The 17279-nt window shown below is 68.2% G+C and carries 15 protein-coding genes; 9 read left to right on the forward strand and 6 right to left on the reverse strand.

Translation table 11 applies throughout. The features are described 5' to 3' along the window. The first annotated feature begins 12 nt into the window (after positions 1 to 12). The 4 genes from N803_RS03165 (at position 13) to N803_RS03180 (ending at position 4192) form a co-directional block, all read left to right on the forward strand. On the forward strand, positions 13 to 1407 hold the full coding sequence (locus tag N803_RS03165) for a GH1 family beta-glucosidase (protein WP_035902465.1): 1395 nt from the start codon (positions 13 to 15) through the stop codon (positions 1405 to 1407). A 135-nt stretch (positions 1408 to 1542) separates the two neighbouring features. Beyond that, positions 1543 to 2379, forward strand: coding sequence for a transporter substrate-binding domain-containing protein (locus tag N803_RS03170; RefSeq protein ID WP_035902468.1), 837 nt, complete (start codon positions 1543 to 1545; stop codon positions 2377 to 2379). Between the two features lie 90 nt (positions 2380 to 2469). Beyond that, positions 2470 to 3303, forward strand: coding sequence for an amino acid ABC transporter permease (locus N803_RS03175; protein WP_084763938.1), 834 nt, complete (start codon positions 2470 to 2472; stop codon positions 3301 to 3303). Position 3304: 1 nt separating this feature from the next. Then, a complete protein-coding gene (locus N803_RS03180; RefSeq protein ID WP_035902469.1) occupies positions 3305 to 4192 on the forward strand; it encodes an amino acid ABC transporter ATP-binding protein in 888 nt (295 codons plus the stop codon). 114 nt (positions 4193 to 4306) lie between these two features. Here the strand turns inward: N803_RS03180 and glmM are convergent, their stop codons facing one another. From glmM to rplM, 3 genes are all read right to left on the reverse strand, one after another. Further along, positions 4307 to 5653, reverse strand: coding sequence for a phosphoglucosamine mutase (glmM, locus tag N803_RS03185; protein WP_035902472.1), 1347 nt, complete (start codon positions 5651 to 5653; stop codon positions 4307 to 4309). A 166-nt stretch (positions 5654 to 5819) separates the two neighbouring features. Beyond that, on the reverse strand, positions 5820 to 6335 hold the full coding sequence (rpsI, locus tag N803_RS03190; protein WP_035902474.1) for a 30S ribosomal protein S9: 516 nt from the start codon (positions 6333 to 6335) through the stop codon (positions 5820 to 5822). Then, positions 6335 to 6778, reverse strand: a complete 444-nt coding sequence (gene rplM, locus N803_RS03195; RefSeq protein WP_035902475.1) for a 50S ribosomal protein L13 — start codon at positions 6776 to 6778, stop codon at positions 6335 to 6337. The genes rpsI and rplM overlap by 1 nt, the downstream gene beginning before the upstream one ends. A gap of 306 nt (positions 6779 to 7084) precedes the next feature. On the opposite strand from rplM, the gene N803_RS03200 reads away from it, so the two are divergent. Next, positions 7085 to 7693: an ArsR/SmtB family transcription factor gene (locus tag N803_RS03200; protein ID WP_035902476.1), complete on the forward strand. Its 609-nt coding sequence runs from the start codon at positions 7085 to 7087 to the stop codon at positions 7691 to 7693. A gap of 58 nt (positions 7694 to 7751) precedes the next feature. Next, entirely contained in the window at positions 7752 to 9038 is a 1287-nt protein-coding gene (locus N803_RS03205) for an MFS transporter (protein WP_035902477.1), read from the forward strand. A 67-nt stretch (positions 9039 to 9105) separates the two neighbouring features. On the opposite strand, the gene N803_RS03210 is transcribed toward N803_RS03205, so the two are convergent. Next, positions 9106 to 12192, reverse strand: coding sequence for a pullulanase X25 domain-containing protein (locus N803_RS03210; protein WP_052111658.1), 3087 nt, complete (start codon positions 12190 to 12192; stop codon positions 9106 to 9108). 166 nt (positions 12193 to 12358) lie between these two features. Here N803_RS03210 and N803_RS03215 point away from each other — a divergent pair, with 166 nt between their 5' ends. Further along, on the forward strand, positions 12359 to 13021 hold the full coding sequence (locus N803_RS03215) for an LmeA family phospholipid-binding protein (protein WP_052111659.1): 663 nt from the start codon (positions 12359 to 12361) through the stop codon (positions 13019 to 13021). On the opposite strand, the gene truA is transcribed toward N803_RS03215, so the two are convergent. After that, the gene (gene truA / locus N803_RS03220; RefSeq protein ID WP_052111662.1) at positions 13011 to 13856 is read right to left on the reverse strand and encodes a tRNA pseudouridine(38-40) synthase TruA; all 846 of its coding nucleotides are present in this window, start codon (positions 13854 to 13856) and stop codon (positions 13011 to 13013) included. The genes N803_RS03215 and truA overlap by 11 nt on opposite strands. A 56-nt stretch (positions 13857 to 13912) precedes the next feature. On the opposite strand from truA, the gene N803_RS03225 reads away from it, so the two are divergent. Together N803_RS03225 and N803_RS03230 are read left to right on the forward strand one after the other, a co-directional pair. Next, positions 13913 to 15178 carry an MFS transporter gene (locus N803_RS03225; RefSeq protein ID WP_035902479.1) on the forward strand — a complete coding sequence of 422 codons (1266 nt, stop codon included), beginning with the start codon at positions 13913 to 13915 and terminating at the stop codon, positions 15176 to 15178. A gap of 311 nt (positions 15179 to 15489) precedes the next feature. Beyond that, positions 15490 to 16356, forward strand: coding sequence for a M23 family metallopeptidase (locus N803_RS03230; protein WP_052111664.1), 867 nt, complete (start codon positions 15490 to 15492; stop codon positions 16354 to 16356). A gap of 182 nt (positions 16357 to 16538) precedes the next feature. Here the strand turns inward: N803_RS03230 and rplQ are convergent, their stop codons facing one another. Further along, the gene (rplQ, locus tag N803_RS03235) at positions 16539 to 17267 is read right to left on the reverse strand and encodes a 50S ribosomal protein L17, sunset domain variant (protein ID WP_035902480.1); all 729 of its coding nucleotides are present in this window, start codon (positions 17265 to 17267) and stop codon (positions 16539 to 16541) included. Positions 17268 to 17279: the final 12 nt, after the last annotated feature.

Consider the following 17279-nt stretch of genomic DNA (forward strand, 5'->3'; position numbering starts at 1 on the left):
TAGGTTGGGTTCATGACGTTCGAGACCAGATTCCCCGACGGGTTCCTCTGGGGAGCCGCCACCGCGTCCTTCCAGATCGAGGGTTCGACCACTGCCGACGGTCGCGGGCCGTCCATCTGGGACACCTTCTGCGACATCGAGGGCAACGTCATCAACAAGGACACCGGCGACCCAGCCTGCGATCACTACCGGCGCATGCCGGAGGACGTCGCCCTCATGAAGGAGCTCGGGCTCGACGCCTATCGCTTCTCCGTCGCCTGGCCACGGGTCATCCCGACCGGGGTGGGGGCGGTCAACGCAGCGGGCCTCGACTTCTACAGCCGACTCGTGGATGAGTTGCTGGACAACGGAATTCGCCCCTTCGTGACGCTCTATCACTGGGACCTCCCCCAGACCCTGGACGACCGGGGCGGCTGGCTCAACCGCGAGATCAAGGACTGGTTCGCGGAGTACACCGGCGTCGTGGTGGACGCTCTCGGCGACCGCGTGAAGAACTGGACGACCCTCAACGAGCCGTGGTGCTCCTCGCTCCTCGGCTACTCCCTCGGCCACCATGCACCCGGCCACACCGACCCCGTCGAGGGGCTCATTGCCGCACACCACCTCATGCTCGCCCATGGCACCGCCGTCCCGATCATCCGCGAGAAGTGCCCCGACGCGCAGGTGTCGATCACGCTCAACCCCTCCCAGGTGTGGGGTCCGGACGAGCCGACCGACGACCCGACGGACACTCCGAACGACGCCGACGCCGACGCCATCCGTCGGGCCGACAACATCTACAACGGCATCTTCTTCGGCCCGCTCTTCCACGGCGCCTACCCGCAGAGCCTGCTGGACGACACCGCCCACCTCACCGACCACTCATGGATCCACGACGGCGACCTCGAGGTCATCAACGCGCCGCTCGACAACTTGGGCGTGAACAACTACTTCCCCACCCGCGTCCGCCATGTCGACGGTGCCGTGCAACCCCTCCCCGGCCTCGACGGCGTCGAGGACGTCGCCCCTCGCCCACCGCTCACCGACATGGGCTGGGAGATCTCACCGCAGGGCCACCACGACATCCTCATGCGCTCGGCGCAGGAGTGCGGCCTGCCCGTCTACATCACCGAGAACGGCTCTGCCTGGCCGGACGAGGTCGACACCGGCCCCGAAGGTGCGGCGGTCCACGACGGTGAGCGGACGGCATACCTGCATGGTCATCTGGACGCCGTCAGGCGAGCGATCGACGACGGCGCCGACATCCGCGGCTACTTCGCGTGGTCGCTCATGGACAACTTCGAGTGGGCGTTCGGCTACAGCAAGCGGTTCGGCATCGTCCACGTGGACTACGACACCCAGGTGCGCACGATCAAGGACTCCGGGCGGGAGTACGCCCGGATCATCGCGGCCCACCACGGAGAATGACTGGCCGGCTGAGTCGGTGAGGTCACGATTCGGAGGTCGCACCGCCGAAACAGTGGGTATGCCGTCCGCGGCTGGGTAGGGTCGGCGCCAGTCGGTGTGGGTCGACCACGCCAACCTCTCACCAAGGAGTACCCCGTGAGCACCTCACGCACCCGCCGCGCCGGCGCCTTTGCCGCCTTGGCCCTCGTCTCCACCCTCGCCCTGGCCGCTTGCGGTTCCAGCGACGACGGTGGCTCGGACGCCGGCGCCACCAACGCCAGCGGCATCACCACGCTCGAGTCCGGAAAGCTCAAGGTCTGCACGCACCTGTCCTACAAGCCCTTCCAGTTCAAGGAGGGCTCGGACGTCGTCGGGTTCGACGTCGACCTCATGGACCTCGTCGCGAAGAAGCTCGGCCTCGAGCAGGAGATCGTCGACATCGACTTCGCCCAGATCACGTCCGGCGCCGTCTTCGCGGCGAAGAAGTGTGACGCCGCTGCCGCCGGTACGACCATCACGGACGAGCGCAAGAAGGCCATCCTCTTCTCCGACCCGTACTTCGACGCCACCCAGGCGCTCATAGTCAAGAAGGGCTCCGGCATCACCGACCTGGCCGGCCTCAAGGGCAAGAAGCTGGGCGTCCAGACCGACACGACCGGTCAGTCGTACGCCGAGGAAAACAAGGGCGCCAACGGCTACGAGGTCGTCGTCTTCGACGACCTGTCGACCGAGATGGCGGGCGTCCTCGCCGGCCGTGTCGACGGTGCCGTCAACGACAACGGCGTCGTCTACGACTACGCCAAGGACAACCCGACGACCGAGGTCGTCAAGGAGTTCGACACGGGCGAGCAGTACGGCCTGATGTTCAAGCTCAACGACCCGAACGGCCAGAAGCTCGCCGACACCGCCAACGAGGTCATCAAGGCCGCGCAGACGGACGGCACCTACAACACGATCTACAAGAAGTGGTTCGGGGTCGACGCCCCCAAGTGACCCTTCCCTGACGTCGGGGGCGGCGGTACGGTTTCGACCGGCCGCCGCCCCTCGGCGTTGTGGCAGCCCGCCCCGTAGCCCGGAGGACCCATGAGCACCACTGCAACATCCGAGACGCCGGCCCCCGTGAAGAACAAGCTCTCACCGCGCCGGCGAGCACAACGCATTCGATGGATCCAGTACGCCGTCCTGGTGCTGGTTGTGCTCGCGCTGATCCTGACAGTGGACTGGAAGGCCGTTCACACCAGCTTCTTCAATGCCGAGGACATCAAGCTCACCTTCACGTCGGGTCTGGGCACCGCCGTGAAGAACACCTTGCTCTACACGGTCGGGGCCTTCGTCATCGGTTTGATCCTTGGCACGATCCTTGCCCTGATGCGACTGTCGTCGGTGGGGCCCTACCGCTGGATCGCGACCGCGTGGATCGAGTTCTTCCGCGGACTCCCCGCCCTTCTGGTCCTGCTGGTGTTCGGCACCCTCTCCATCCCCTTCCCGGGTCTGGTCATCCCCTTCGATCCCTACGGAACGGTCTGGCTCGGACTGGGCATCGTCGCGTCGGCCTACATGGCCGAGACCATTCGCGCCGGCATCCAAGCCGTCTCCAAGGGACAAGTGGAAGCCGCTCGGTCACTCGGCATGACGGCTGGTGCAGCCACCCGCAAGGTCGTGCTGCCCCAGGCGCTGCGAGTCGTCATTCCGCCGCTGACCAACGAGCTCATCCTGCTCATCAAGGACTCCTCGCTCGTCTTCATCCTCGGCATCTCTGCCGGCGGCTTCGAGCTCACGAAGTACGGACGTGACCTCGGCAACCAGACCGCGAGCCTCACGCCGCTCACCGTGGCCGGACTGTGCTACCTGTTCATCACCTTGCCGCTGTCCCTCCTCGTCCGCCGCATGGAAGCCCGTCAGAAGAAGGAGCGCTGACATGACGTCCACCCCTACTCGCACCGAGGCGCCGATCGTCGAGGTCACCGACCTGCACAAGTCGTTCGGCTCCAACCACGTCCTCCAGGGTCTCAACACGACCATCCAGCAGGGCGAGGTCGTCTGCGTCATCGGCCCGTCCGGATCCGGCAAGTCGACTTTCCTGCGCTGCATCAACCTCCTGGAGGAGCCGACGAGCGGCTCGATCAAGGTGGGCGGCGAGGAGGTGACCGACCCCGACTGCGACATCGACGCCATCCGCCGCAACATGGGCATGGTCTTCCAGCAGTTCAACCTCTTCCCCCACCTGTCGGTCCTGGAGAATTGCACCGTCGCGCAGACGACCGTCCTCAAGCGGAGCAAGGAGGAGGCCCGGGCCAAGGCCCGCGAGAACCTCGAGAAGGTCGGACTGTCCGAGAAGGCCGACGCCTACCCGGCGCAGCTCTCCGGTGGCCAGCAGCAGCGCGTGGCCATTGCCCGCGCCCTGTCGATGGACCCGCAGCTCATGCTCTTCGACGAGCCGACGTCAGCCCTGGACCCCGAGCTCGTCGGTGACGTGCTCTCGGTCATGCGACGGCTGGCCAGCGAGGGCATGACGATGTTCGTCGTCACCCACGAGATGGCCTTCGCCCGCGAGGTCGCCGACCGGGTGATCTTCCTGGACGGCGGCTACATCGTCGAGGAGGGCGACCCTCACCAGGTCATCGGCGCACCCCGCGAGGAGCGCACCAAGACCTTCCTGCAACGGGTCCTCGACCCGACGCACGTCGACCCGGGAGCCGAGGACGCGGCATACTCCAAGCGCCACGAAGGCGACGCGACGTCCGACAACGTCGTCAAGCCCCTGGACACGCACGGTCACTATGGCGGCGGTGCCGGCATCGGCTGACCGACCCAGCACTGCTGCACCCCATGAGGGGTGGGGACCTTCGGGGTCCGGAAGGAAAACAACCCTCCGGACCCCGAAGGTTCTCTCATGGGGAGCAAATATTGGGGCGGTGCGTCAGAGGGTGAGGCGGTCCTTGACGACGGTCACGAGGCGCTCGGCGACGGCCTGAGCGTGGTCGGCCGTCGCGGCCTCCACCATGACCCGCACGACCGGCTCGGTGCCGGACTTGCGCAGCAGCACGCGCCCGGAGCCGTCGAGCTCCTGCCCGGCCGCGGCAACCGCCTCCTGCACGCCCTCGTCGGTCTCGACCCGGGCCTTGTCGACGCCCTTGACGTTGATGAGGACCTGCGGCAGGCGCGTCATGACCGTCCCGAGCTCGGCGATGGTCTTGCCGGTGGCCTTCATCCGCGCGGCGAGCATCAGCCCGGTGAGGACTCCGTCGCCGGTCGTGCCGTGCTCGAGGAGGATGACGTGGCCGGACTGTTCGCCACCGAGAGTGTGCGACGACTTGCGCATCTCCTCGAGGACGTAGCGGTCACCGACGCCGGTCTGCTTGACGCTGATGCCCTCGCGCTCCATCGCCTGGATGAGGCCGAGGTTGCTCATGACCGTGGCGACGAGCGTGTTCTCGTGAAGGACGCCGCGTGCCTTCATGTCGACCGCGAGGATCCCCATGATCTGGTCGCCGTCGATCTCGTTGCCCTCGGCGTCGACGGCGAGGCAGCGGTCGGCGTCACCGTCGTGAGCGATGCCGATGTCGCCGCCCTTCGCGACGACCGCGTCCTTGAGGTGACCGAGGTGCGTCGAGCCGTAACCGTCGTTGATGTTGAGGCCGTCGGGCTCGGTGCCGATCTCGATGACCTCGGCGCCGGCGAGGCGGAAGACCTCGGGAGAAACCGACGAGGCAGCACCGTGCGCGCCGTCGATGACGACGGTCAGGCCGTCGAGACGGTTGGGGATGGACTCGAGCAGGTGGGCGACGTAGCGCGCCTGACCGGCACGGTTCTGGTGGATGCGGCCCACCTGGGCACCCGTCGGGCGCTCCCACTCGCGCTCCAGCCCTGCCGCGATCTCGTCCTCGACGGCGTCGGGGAGCTTGTGCCCGCCGGCTGCGAAGAACTTGATGCCGTTGTCGGGCATGGCGTTGTGCGAGGCGGACAGCATGACGCCGAAGTGCGCGTCCATGTCGGCGGTCAGGAAGGCGACGGCCGGCGTGGGCAGGACCCCGACGTTGTGGACGTCGACGCCCGCGGACGCCAGACCGGCAACGACCGCAGCCGCGAGGAACTCCCCCGAGGCGCGCGGGTCGCGACCGACGACGGCCTTGGGCTTGCGGCCAGCAGCCCGCGCCTCTGCCCCGAGAACGTGCGCCGCCGATACCGCCAGCTGCATGGCGAGCTCGGCCGTGATGTCCACATTGGCGAGCCCGCGGACCCCGTCGGTGCCGAACAGTCGTGCCATGGGTGTGCCGTGCCTTTCGTGATGCGGTTGGGATCGGCGTCGGGCGTCCGAAGCAGGACGTCCCGAAATGGCCGACGAGACAACCTACCCCCGGACGCGCCGAAGGCGGCACCCCGTCGGGATGCCGCCTTCGGTCCAGTGCGCGCCACAGGGACGCGCAGCAGGATCAGCGCTTGCTGTACTGAGGCGCCTTGCGGGCCTTCTTGAGACCAGCCTTCTTGCGCTCCGGGACGCGGGCGTCGCGGGTGAGGAAGCCGGCCTTCTTGAGTGCGGGACGGTTCAGCTCCTCGTCGACTCCGTTGAGCGAGCGGGCGACACCGAGACGGACGGCGCCGGCCTGGCCGGAGGGGCCACCACCGTGGACGCGGACGAGCACGTCGTAGGCGCCGTCGAGCTCGAGCACCTTGAGGGGCTCGTTGACGATCTGCTGGTGGACCTTGTTCGGGAAGTAGGCCTCGAGGGTGCGGCCGTTGATCTTCCACTCGCCGGTGCCGGGGACGATGCGCACGCGGGCGATGGCCTGCTTGCGACGACCGGTGGCAGCGCCGGGGGCGGAGGCGGAGGGGCGACGGGCGGGCTCAGCCGCGACGTCCGCGGAGGACTCCGAGGTGTACTCGGTGATCTCCTGGTCGTCGGCGTCGGTGCCGAAGTCCTCTACGGGCTCGGTGATGTTCTCGGTCATTACTGGGCCACCTGGGTGATCTCGAAGGGCTTGGGCTGCTGGGCCGCGTGGGGGTGCTCGGAGCCGGCGTAGACCTTGAGCTTGGTGAGCTGCTGACGGCCGAGGGACGTCTTGGGGATCATGCCGCGGATGGCCTTCTCGACGGCCTTCTCCGGGTGCTTCTCGAGCATCTCGGTGTAGTTGCGGCTCTTGAGACCACCCGGGAAGCCGGAGTGGCGGTAGGCGCGCTTCTGCTCGAGCTTGGCGCCGGTGAGGGCGACCTTGTCGGCGTTGATGATGATGACGAAGTCACCGCCATCGACGTGGGGGGCAAAGGTGGGCTTGTGCTTGCCGCGCAGCAGCGTCGCTGCCTGGACGGCGAGGCGACCGAGCACGACGTCCGTGGCATCGATGATGTGCCACGTGCGGGTGATGTCGCCCGGCTTCGGGGTGAAGGTACGCACGGTGTGACCTAACGTGTGAATGGAACGGGGAACCTGCGGTCTCGCTCGAATCGAGTCCAGAACCTCAGGGGTATGCCGTGTGCTCCCGTCAGGGGTCCGGCGCAGTCTCGCTGCGGTCCGGTTCGCCTGTGGGCCACCCTGAGAAGGGCGCACGGCACAACAGTCCTCAAGTTTACGGGGAGGAGTGCGCGCGCCCAAATCGCCGTCAAGGTGCCCCAAAACACCACGTGACCTGCACAAACACGGGCGAGCACCCGGCATACACACTTCTTGTGCAAACAGAGTGTGCACATATATTATGCACGCATGACCTCTTCCGACAAGCTCGCCAGCGGGCTGACCGGCCTCCGGCTCGACGCGACCTCCGTCAAGGTGCTGGCCCATCCCCTGCGTTCTCGCCTCCTCTCGGCCCTCCGCGTGGGAGGCCCCGCGACGGCCACCGACCTCGCCGGCCAGCTCGGGACGAACTCCGGGGCGACGAGCTATCACCTGCGCAAGCTCGAGTCGGTGGGTCTCGTCGCCGACACCGAGGAGGGCGAGGGCAAGCGTCGCCTCTGGCGGGCCGCCACCGAGAGCCACCAGTGGGAGCCGAGCGACTTCGTCGGCGACGAGGACTCCGAGACCGCGCTCAACTGGCTCGTGCGCGACTACACGCGCCACTTCAGCGAGCAGTTCGAGAAGTGGCTCGACGTCGAGGCCGCCTGGCCCATCGCATGGCGCGACGCGGCCGGCATGAGCGACTCCTTCGTCGTCGCGACACCCGCCCAGGTGGAGGCGATGAAGAACGACATCTACGAAGTCATCGCGCGCTATCGCCGTGTGGGGCAGGGCAATCCGTCGGCGCGGCGGCTCGCGGTCTACAGCGTGCTCTACCCGCTCGACCTCGACCGCATCCCGCGTGGGGAGGAGGCATGAGCACCCCACGATGTTCTTCCCCCGCTGCGCTCCTCCAGATACCTCGCGGGGACCCCGCATGACGACCACCCTCTCCCCCAGCGCCGCCAAGCGGGTCTTCTTCATCCTCTCGACGACCCGCTGGCTGCCGGTCGGCTTCGTCGTCGGGATCTTCACCCTCGTCGCCCGCGAGCGCGGTCTGTCGATCGAGGAGATCACGCTCTACATGACGGCGCAGGGGATCATGGTCCTCCTGCTCGAGCTCCCGACGAGTGGCTTCGCCGACGTCCTCGGGCGCAAACCCGTTTTGCTCGTCGCCGGGATCGTCAACATCGTCGCAGGTATCGCGTTCCTGTTCGCCCAGTCGTTCTGGACGTTCGCGCTCGCCGCCGGGCTCATGGGTGTGTACCGCGCCCTCGACTCGGGGCCGCTCGAGGCGTGGTACGTCGACACGATCCACGAGCGAGAGCCCGGTGCCGACGTCCACGGAGCCCTGTCCATCCAGGGCGTGCTCGTCGGCGTGGGCATGGGCGGTGGCGCACTCATCTCCGGTGGACTCGTCGCCTGGCACCCGTTCAAGGAGTCGAGTGCCCTGCTGCTCCCGATCCAGCTCTTCGTCGCACTCTGCGTCGTGCACCTCGTCGCGACGCTCGTCCTGCTCCGGGAGCCGCCCCGCTCCGAAGGTCGCTTCGGCCCTCGGCTCATGGGGTCCGTCCGCGAGACTCCTGTGGTCATCCGCGACGGGCTGGGCCTCCTGCGGACGAATTCTGTGCTTCGCGGGCTCGTCCTCGTCGAGCTCTTCTGGGTGACCGGGATGATGGCCTACGAGACGCTCATGCCTCTGCGCCTGGCCGAGCTCCTCGGGTCCGAGGCCAGGGCCGGCGTCTGGATGGGACCCGCGGCGGCGGGCGGTTGGGCCCTGTTCTCCTTTGGCTCCTGGCTCGGCGGACGGGCCGCGGACTGGTTCGGACTCGTGCGCGCGGCGATCCTCGGACGCGTCCTCAACGGGCTCGGCGTGGTCGTCATGGGCCTCACCCTCGGGCCGGCCGCGCTCATGGCTGCCTACCTCTTCACCTACACGATCCACGGAGCGGCGAGCCCGGCCTACATGGGGCTCATGCACCGCGAGGCGTCGTCGAAGAACCGCGCGACGATCCTGTCGATGGGGTCGCTGGCGATGCAGGGTGGCGGCGCGGTCGTCGGGCCGCTGCTCGGCGTCCTCGCTGCCCGCACGTCGCTCGGCACTGCGATGGTCGTGGCCGGTGTCGTGAGCACGATCGGGTTCGTCTGCTTCCTGCCGGCGCGGCGCCACCAGCGCGAACTCGACGCTGCGCAGGCTGCTTCGGAGGCCACAAGCTCGGCCTGAGCAACCTGCCTTGTGTGCCCCAGCGGTCCGTAAACGGGACCGCTGGGGCACACAGGGCACAGGGTTGCTACTGGCTGGAGACCGTCGTGACGTGGGTCGACGAGTTGTAGTTGAACGTCGTCCGCGCGCCGTCGCTCGGCACCGTGACGGTCATGTTGGCCCCATTGGCCGCACCGCCGTCGCCGTAGTTCTCGTCCCACGACAGACCGTGCGCGACCTTGAAGGTCCACGTCCCGGCAGGGATCTTCGTCGTCGCCCAACTGAAGATGCCGTCACCGTCCTTGTCCTGGAGCCAGGGCCGCATGCAGTCCGGCGCGAAGTCGGACGGACAACCCAGCTCGGACTGGAAGGATCCCGGCACGGTGACGATCGTCGTCTCCTCGTCCGACGTCGCCCAGTGCGTGGTGGGGTCGTAGTAGAACGTCACCGATCCGTCGGTCTCGTAGGAGATGTTCGCGCCGTCACGCACACCCTTCTCGCCGTAGTTCTCGGTCCACGCCCGGTCGAGCGCCGCCTTGTAGGAGTACGGGCCTGCGGGCAGGTCGAAGGACTTCTTCCAGATCTTGTCCTTGGCGTCCAGGGCCAGTTGGGCGTTGTCGCACCAGGGCTCCCAGTCGGCGGGGCAGCCCATCTCCGAATTGTGCGTCCCGGCGACGGCCACCGCACCGGGCTGCGTCTCCGGCGAGTCACCGATCTCGGCCTCAGCGGGCGGCGGGGCGTCGGTCACGACCGAGGCCCACGTGCCATCGGCGGCCACTCGCCCAGCTGCATCGCGCACGACCGCGCGGTACTCGAGAAGCGAGCCCAACGGCATACCGGCAACGTCGTGGAAGACGCGGAAGGGAGCGTTGTCATCGGTCCCGATCGTGCGCCACTGCGTCGTCCCGACGGGACGGTAGAGGAACGTCGTCTGCGCGAAGGTGCTCGCCGAGACGTCGGCAGAGACCTCAGCGCGCCCGGCGACCGTGTTGGCCGCCCCGGTCGACACCGAGACCGTCGGCGCGGCGCCATCCGTGGCGATCGGCTTGTTGGCCCGCCACACGCTCACCGTCAGCGGCGGCACGGTCACCTTGACCGAGCCGTCGGCCGCGGGCTTGACCGCCGTGTCCGTGCCGGAGACCGGAGTGAACACGGCACCCTTGCCCCGCGTCCACGTCGGGAACGTCGCGGTCGACGGGGTCGTCGCGTTGTTGGCCGCGACGACGTACTCGACCTTCTGCCCCGCATCGATGCGCGACACCGCGAAGATGCCCGCGTCCTCGGCCGCGAAGCGCTGGACCTGGGCACCGTCCGCGAGCGCCGGGTGCTTGGCCCGAACGTTCGACAGCGCACGGATGTGCTGGTAGAGCGGGTGATCCGTCGCGTAGCGATCGCGCGATCCCTCGGGCCCGGCGAGCACGTCCTCACCGTTGTAGATGTCGACCTTGCTCGCGAACATGTCCTCGCGAGCCAGCTGGTCGCCACCCGTGCCGATGAAGCCCTGCTCGTCGCCGTAGTAGGTCACCGGGTTGCCACGCGTCGCGAACATCAGCGACTCGGCGAACTTCACGCGTGCCAGGTGCTCCGCCTCGCTGCTCGTCCCCTCCTTGAGGAACATCGCCACGCGACCCATGTCGTGGTTCCCGAGGAACGTGGGCAGCTGGTAGGCGTTGCTGTCGGCGTCGGTGTACCAGTCGTCCTTGCCGAAGAAGTCCGCGAGCACGTTCGCGGGCTTGCCCTTGGCGAAGTCGACGCCCTGCTGCTGGAACCCGAAGTCGAGGGTGGCCTGGAGCTTGCCCCTCGTCGTGTACTCCGACATCACCGCCGGGTTGCCGTCGTAGACCTCACCGAACGCGAAGAAGTCGTCGTTCTTCGTGGCCGCGTGCTCGAGCAGGTCGGGCATGAACTTCTGCCAGAACTCGAGGTTGACGTGCTTGACCGTGTCGATCCGGAAGCCGTCGATGCCGAAGTCGACCCACTGCTTGTAGATGTCACCCATCCCGTCGACGACCTCGGGCCGCTCGGTGAAGAGGTCGTCGAGCCCGATGAAGTCGCCGTAGGTCGAGGACTCGCCGGCGAAGGTCGAGTCTCCGCGGTTGTGATACATCAACGGGTCGTTGAGCCACGCCGGGGTCTTGGCGTCCTCGTCGCCCTCGTGGAAGAACGGCGTGTAGGGGAACGACGTGGCCGGGTCCATCTCGGGGAAGGTCGTGTTGACGAAGTCGCGGTCGTCGAAGGTCGCACCCGACGCGTCTTCATAGGGCGAGGACTTCTTCGACTTGTAGGTGTAGGTGCCCTCGCGGTAGTCGATGACGTCGGCCGTGTGGTTGGTGATGATGTCGAAGAAGACCTTCATCCCCTTCTTGTGCGCCGCCGCGATGAGCGCCTTCATCTCCTCGTTGGTCCCGAGGTGCGGGTCGATCTGGGTGAAGTCCGTGATCCAGTAGCCGTGGTAGCCCGCGCTCTCCTCCCCCGGCTTGCCCTGCACCGGCTTGTTCTTGAAGCTCGGCGTGAGCCAGATGGCGGTCGTCCCGAGCCCCTTGATGTAGTCGAGTTTCCGCGTCACGCCGGCCAGGTCGCCACCGTGGTAGAACGCCTTGTCGGTCGGGTCGAACCCGGTCTGGAGGCGCCCGCCGGTCAGTCCGCCGGTGTCGTTGTCGGTGCGTCCGTTGGCGAACCGGTCGGCCATGAGGAAGTAGAACCGCTCGCGAGTCAGCGGCGAGCGCAGCGAGTCCTTCGCGAGCGGGGCATCGGCCGGCGTGGTCCCGCCCCCGACTCCCTGGGGCGTGAAGCTCACGAGGTGCGACACGTCGTCATAGGTGAATTCCAGCGTCGCCGGCCCCTCGAGCACGAGCGGGATGTTCGCGCCGTCGAACGCTCCCCCCGCACCGTAGTTCTCGTCCCACGAGTCGTTGAGCGCCACCTTGAACTCGTAGCTCCCTGCCGGGAGCGAAAAGACCTTCGTGTATGCCGTGGAGTCGCCGACGCGCGTGAGTTCCGTTGCGCTGCAGTCGGGTTGCCAGTCGGCCGGGCATCCGAGCTCGGACTGGAGCGAGCCGACGAGGGCGACGGACTCGGTCTCGGCGGCGGCGGGAGCAACGGCTCCCACGAGGGGAGCTGCGGCGAGAGCGGCAGCTGCGGCGACGGCATACAGGCGTCTGGTGTGTCTCGGCATCGTTGCTCCTCCAGAAACGCCGCGGCACCCCCGTTGGCACCCCGGCTGCTCGATCTGCCGAGGGACGCTACTGGTGTAAACGTTTTCATTCAACCCCCACACCGGCCTTGTGTGTATGAGGCCACGCTCCAGCGTGGGCTCATACACACAAGGCAGGATGGGGCGGGTGAAGCAGTTCGTGCTCGGAGCCGTCACCGCCCTCGTCGCGCTCGTGGTTGCCCTGCTCTTCCTGGTGTGGTCCGTCGGGAGCCCCGGCAGCGGCTCTGACCGACCCGTCCCCGCAGCAAGCCCCACGGCCTCGGCGAGCGCGCCGACCGACCTGGCCCGGGGCGAGACGTGGCTCGGCGACGTGAACCTCACGAGCAACCAGGTCGTCACCGGCGACGGTGGACTCGAGGACGTCACGGCGGTCGGGTCGGGCGTCACGCTCACCGGCGACGGGTTGCGCGCCGCCCGACTCGACCTCGACGCCGTCATCCCGTTTGCGACGGCGGCCGAGCAGATCGGCGGTGGCGTCACCCTGCGCGCCGCTCCGAACGGCCGGGCTGGACTGACACGCCGGGTGAGTGTCCTCGGGCAGGACGTCGAGGTCCGCGCGACGGGCCGCGTGAGCGCCGAGGCCGGCCAACTCCTCATCGAGCCGGAGACGATTGATCTCGACGGACCGGACTGGTTCGACAGCGCCGCGTCGGCCATCGTCCGTCAACTCGTGACGATCCGCCACACTGTCGAGGGCGTCCCGGCAGGAATGGCCCTGACGTCAGTTTCGGTGCAGGACAACGGTTTTCGCGCTCATCTGCGCGGCGAGAACGTCGCCATCACTCGCTGAGTGATCGGGTGGCACGTGCCTCCTCGGCGCGCGCCGCGAGGTCGGCGTCGGCCGGATAAGTGACCTCCTCGAGCGAGAGCCCGTGCGCAGGCATGACCTTGACGCGCGGATCCCGTTGCCGAGCGACCAGCACCGACCGCGGGAAGTCGACCTCAGCCCTCCCCTGCCCCACGGGCACGACCGAACCCACGAGGGCGCGAACCATGCTGTGGCAGAACGCATCCGCGACAACAGTCGCCGCCAGCACACCGTCATCGCTCCGTGTCCACGAGTAGTCCAGGAGCGTCCGCACCGTCGTCGCCCCCTCCCGCTTCTTGCAGAAGGCCGCAAAGTCGTTGAGCCCCAACAGATTTCGCGCCGCGGCGTCCATCGCGGCGACGTCCAGAGCCTCCTTGACGACGATCGTGTCGCGTCGCCGCAACGGGTCGACAGTCCCCGGGCGGTCACAGATCCGATAGAGGTAGCGACGCTGGAGCGCCGAGAACCGCGCGTCGAACCCCTCAGGTGCCCGCCGCACCGACCGCACGACGATGTCGCCGGGGAGTATGCCGGCCAGCCGGGTTCGCGCCGCCTCCTCCGGTGAGCGGTCCGACCGACCGGGCACCCGGGCATACAGGTCGGCATCGATGTCTGCGTGGGCAACCTGACCGCGGGCGTGGACGCCGGCGTCGGTGCGCCCGGCAACGGTGAGCCGCACCGGTTCCGGCGCACGCAGCAGCGTGGTGAGCGCGGCCGACAACTCGCCCTCGACCGTGCGCCGCCCCGGCTGCGCCGCCCAGCCCGAGAAGTCCGTCCCGTCGTAGGCGAGGTCGATCCGCACCCGCAACACCGTCATGAGATGGCAGCCTAGGACACCCACGGACGGCGACCACGCGGCATACGCTGCGGTTCGTGAACCTGCGCTCCTCCCGAGCCGCCATCGGTGCGGCGTTCCTCGTCCAGGGTCTGCTCTTCATCTCGCTCACGACGCGGATGCCGGTCATCGCCGACCTGTTCGACCTCGGCGAACTCGCCCTCTCCGGACTCATGCTCATGATGGTGCTGCTCGCCGGCGTCGGATCGGTCGCCGCGGAATCCTGGGCACGCCGACTCGGTTCGGCCCACGCGCTGCGCGCCGCCCTCGTCCTCCTCGCCACCGGCTTCGCCGTCATGGGCTGGTCGGTTCGCGAAACCGGCACCTTCGGTCTCTTCGTCGTCGGCCTCGCCCTCTATGGCCTCGCTCTCGGCGCCGTCGATGCGACCACCAACATGCAGGCCGTCGCCCTCGAGCACCGGCTCGCCCGTCCGGTCCTGCCGAGCTTCCACGCCTGGTGGACCCTGGGTGGCATCCTCGCCACCCTGTTCACGCTCGGCCTCGGCGACCGGTTGGGGTCCGGACCGTGGGGAGCCTGGCTGCTGGCTGTCCCCGTGGTGGCGGCCGCCTCTGGTCCCCTGCTCGCACAGGAGCCCCCGGACGCCGCCGCGAACGACACGTCCACCGAGTCGCTCGGAATCCCTTGGCGCGCCATCGTTTTCGTCGGTCTCGCGCTGATCGTCTTCTACATGGTCGACACCGCGACGACGGCGTGGGGGCCGCTCTACCTGTCGAGCGACACGGTGTTCGCCGAGCCCGCCCACGACGCCTCCCTCTTCGCCCTGGCCTCGCTCCCCTACCTGATCGCGACGCTCGCTGCACGTCTCGTCGGCGACAGGAGCACGGCCAGGTTCGGGGCACGGAGCATGGTCCGCGCGGGTGCGGTGGTCGCCTTCGTGGGTCTGGTCGCGGTCGTCTTCGCACCCACGTGGCCGGTCGCCGTCATTGGCTTCTTCGTCGTCGGACTCGGCATGGCCGTCGTCGCACCACTGTCCTTCTCCGCAGCGGCCCGCCTCGCGGGTGACGAATCCAATCCGCTGCTGCGCCGCCGCCGGGTCGATGCGGCCATCGCCCGCTTCAACCAGTTCAATTACGTCGGGGCACTTCTCGGTGCTGTCCTCACCGGAGCGATCGGGGCGGGCAACCTGCGGATCGGGTATGCCGTCCCCATGGTTCTCGTCCTCGCTCTCGTTCCGCTGGCCCGCCACTTCTCGGGTGCGCCGGGCGCTCCCGAGGACACTGTGGCTCACGAGGTCCCGGTCGCCCCCGAGAACTCGCTGGCGACCGGCGAGGCGGCTACCTAGTCTCGACGGCATGGACCGCCCTGCCCTGAGCGCCGCCCTCGCCAACCGTGATGTCGTCCTGCGTGCCGGAGGCACCACGGACCTCGGCTGAGCCCGAGCCCTGAGCACGGAACCGGCTCGCGAGCCCCTCCTAGACTCCCGAGCCGCATTGATCAGGCTCGAGAGGCGACATCCGGCTCCCGAGCCGCGTTCCGGAGCTCCCACATGGGGAGTTCTCCCCCACTCCTCCGATTGCGAGCCCTCCCTCCCTGCGCCAGCCTTGAAAGGCGCGCCGGCGACCGGCCGGTGGCACACACGAGGGGTGGACAAGCATGAAGCACATCTCGACCCGACTCCTGGCGGGCCTCGCGCTCGTGGTGGGTTATGTCTTTGCCGGGGCGCCCTCGGCGCACGCGGCCATCAACCACGAGGTCCCGTTCCCGTGCGGTCAGACCTGGTCCGGCCAGACCCGCACGAACCACAGTCCGCAGCGGGCCATCGACTTTAACCGGACCAACGACACCGGGGACGCCGTCGCTGCCAGCGCCGCCGGCACGGTCGTGCACCGCGGCTCCATGGCAGGAACGTCCTACGGCAACCTCGTCGTCATCCGACACTCCGACGGCACCGCGACCTACTACGCGCACCTGAGCGGCTTCAACGTGAGCAACGGCCAGTCGGTCAGCCAGGGACAGGTCATCGGCTACGTCGGTGGGACCGGCTTCCCCAAGACACCGGGAGGCTTCGGCGCCCACCTGCACTACGAACAGCGGACGTCGTTCGGCGGATCCGCCGTCTCCATCAGGTTCGACGGGGTCACCGCCCGCTACTACGGCACGAAGAACTACACGAGCAGCAACCGCTGCGGCGGAGCAAGCAACCCCTACACCCCGGCCAAGGTCTGCGGCTCCGGCTACGCGGTCATCGACTCGGCAGCGATCGGCACCAAGGGCAGGACCTACCTGCTCTACAACTCGGGCAACGGCAACAACTGCGTCGTCACCCTGAAGTCGAGCGGATTCACGGCCAGCTCGATGACGGCCTTCCTCGAGGTGCAAGGACAGTCGCGGGTCACCGACTCGGGGAGCTACACGTATTACGCCGGCCCGGTCCGCAAGGCCGCACCCGGGACCTGCGTGAAGTGGGGCGGCGCGATCACCGGCACCGGCTACACCAGTCCGTTCGAGCACTGCGGCTGAGAACCGGCTCGCGAGCCGACTCTCGCGTCCCGAGCCGCATCGATGAGGCTCACGAGGAGGCACCCGGCTCGCGAGCCGGGTCTCTGAGCAACAGGCACGCGGACGGCATACACAAAAGCAAGCGGGCCGCTCACCACGAAGGTGAGCGGCCCGCCTGTCTGAGCAGAGTGGCTATGAGCCGATCAGGACTCGTCCTCGACCTGCTGCTTGGCCTCGCCACCGGCCGGCTCGAAGCCAGCGGCCTTGGCGTCGTCCGCCGAGGCGAACCAGAACTCGGCCTCGGTGACGTCGTACCACTGCGAACCGGGCACGTGGTACTTGCCCGAGTCGGCGTTGCCCTTGACGGCGTAACCCTCGGGAGCGGAGCCGTCCTCGTTGGAGGCGACGGCACCCTTCGGCAGCTCGACGGCGGCAGCAGCCTCGGTGGCCTCGGTCTCGGTGGCCTCAGCCTCGACGACCTCGGTCTCGACGACCTCAGCCTCGGCGGCCTTGGCCTCCTTGGCGGCACGCTTGGTCGCGCCCTCGGCCTCCTTGACGGTGGCCTTCTTGGCGACGGGCTCGCGGACGAGCTCGATGACCGCCATGGGGGCGTTGTCGCCCTTGCGGGGACCGATCTTCGTGATGCGGGTGTAGCCACCCTGGCGCTCGGCCATGTCCGGCGCGACCTCGACGAAGAGGCGGTGGACGACACCCTTGTCACGGACGACCGTCATGACCCGGCGACGGGCGTGAAGGTCACCGCGCTTGGCGAACGTGATGAGACGCTCGGCCAGCGGGCGAAGGCGCTTGGCCTTGGCCTCGGTGGTGGTGATCGAGTCGTGCTCGAACAGCGACGTCACGAGGTTCGCCAGGATGTGGCGCTCGTGAGCCGGTCCGCCTCCGAGACGGGGACCCTTGGTGGGCGTAGGCATGTCTGTATCTCC

The sequence above is a fragment of the Knoellia subterranea KCTC 19937 genome (assembly GCF_000768685.1).
GTDB lineage: Bacteria > Actinomycetota > Actinomycetes > Actinomycetales > Dermatophilaceae > Knoellia > Knoellia subterranea.